This window comes from Porphyromonas levii DSM 23370, from assembly GCF_000379925.1.
Classification (GTDB): domain Bacteria; phylum Bacteroidota; class Bacteroidia; order Bacteroidales; family Porphyromonadaceae; genus Porphyromonas_A; species Porphyromonas_A levii.
Genome location: NZ_KB904229.1, coordinates 1 through 1,432, shown reverse-complemented (window position 1 = coordinate 1,432; position 1,432 = coordinate 1). Strand labels below are relative to the sequence as shown.

2 protein-coding genes are annotated in these 1,432 nt (G+C 40.8%); one reads left to right on the top strand and one right to left on the bottom strand.

From position 1 onward, the window contains the following. Positions 1 to 401: 401 nt before the first annotated feature. Positions 402 to 806: a nuclear transport factor 2 family protein gene (locus A3GG_RS0101785; protein WP_018357616.1), complete on the bottom strand. Its 405-nt coding sequence runs from the start codon at positions 804 to 806 to the stop codon at positions 402 to 404. Between the two features lie 132 nt (positions 807 to 938). On the opposite strand from A3GG_RS0101785, the gene A3GG_RS0101780 reads away from it, so the two are divergent. Further along, positions 939 to 1,253 carry a winged helix-turn-helix transcriptional regulator gene (locus A3GG_RS0101780; protein WP_018357615.1) on the top strand — a complete coding sequence of 105 codons (315 nt, stop codon included), beginning with the start codon at positions 939 to 941 and terminating at the stop codon, positions 1,251 to 1,253. Positions 1,254 to 1,432 lie beyond the last annotated feature (179 nt).

Sequence of the window (1,432 nt, the reverse complement as noted above, 5' to 3'; positions counted from 1 at the left end):
ATTTCCTTCGTTTTTTTCTCCAAAATTACAAATCGTTCGCCAATATCCTGCATGCGTCTCAATTCTTCAAAAATAACACATCTCCTAATTCAGCAGGTTCTAATTAAAGAAAAGCAGGCAGTGAGAAGATAATTTTCTACTGTCTGCTTTTTGCTTACTGCACATTCCGTTGTATCTTCATTTTGGCGTATGATTAGCCAATGAAGAGAAGTGGTCGAAGAAGCCAACAAATCTTACATCACCTTTTTTGAGAGTTGCTTTGTCGTGGTCAAAACAAATCGACAATATGACCAAAATCAAGACAACAGAGGCAAACAGTTAAACCCTAACAGAAATAGATTAAGAAACAGGCAGTAAGACGCATTTATCTCACTGCCTGCCTTAGTGTTTTTAGTAAATGATCATCCTTGTGCCAGTGCCGTCCAGAAGCGGTCTTCTTCGTCGATTCGTTCGGAGAAGAGCCAGACTTCCTTTATCAGGTCATTATCAAAGCGGAAAAGGTCTACTCCTCTCATCTCCATTGAATGCCCGTTTGCCGACACTGCAAATCCAATCGCAGCTACGACCAAGTCGCCGTTTTCTGTTACGTAATCCACTTGGTCGATAGCGAATGTGCCATTGCTCAATTGAGCCATCCTTCCCAAATGGGCAAAGACATTCTGCTTGCCGCTGTAAACGCCCGACAATGCCCCCTTCCCCGGCTGATGCCATACCAAATCATCGGAGAGCAATGCCCCCACCGTTTCAAAATCACCCTGTGCCAAAGCGGTGTAAAATTGACGCACTTTTTCGATTCTCTTTTCCATATAACTGTATTTTAATTGTTGAAATCGCTGCAAAGTTATACCTTTGCACTGCAATCTGCAAGTACCTACAATATTGTATGATACATACCGTATTGTTAGATTTATTGATTATCAAGAATAAAAAAGTTTGCTATGGAGAGAAAAATTTCAGATGAAGAATGTCCAGTAAGAAAATCGATGCAGATTTTCGCCGGAAAGTGGACGCTGCTTATCATCTTCCAAATCAACCGCAGGATAATCCGTTACGGGGAACTCAAACGTGCTATTCCGGGCATCAGTGAGAAGATGCTTATCGACGAGTTGAAATTCCTGTGCGGTAAAGGACTGGTTAAAAAGAAACAGTACCCCGAAGTCCCTCCAAGAGTGGAATACTCTCTCACACCTTTGGGAGAGAAAGTCTTGCCGATTATAAACGAGATAGCAAAATTTGGAATGGAAAACCTATAAGTGTTTAGTAGGCTCAGCATCCCTTATAGTATAATACTCCCCAAAAACTAGACAACTCAAAAAGTGGTAGATTTGAGAGTTGAAATGGAATTAATTGTCATTTTCCGATGAAAAGAAGAAAAATAGAAGTTTATGGGACGAAGAAGTAAATACAGTTCAAGCTTTAAGGCACAAGTTGC

Bases quoted from the DNA above. Each gene is read 5' to 3' on its own strand.
- A3GG_RS0101780 (WP_018357615.1), top strand. From the start codon at position 939: ATGGAGAGAAAAATTTCAGATGAAGAATGTCCAGTAAGAAAATCGATG.
- A3GG_RS0101785 (WP_018357616.1), bottom strand. From the start codon at position 806: ATGGAAAAGAGAATCGAAAAAGTGCGTCAATTTTACACCGCTTTGGCA.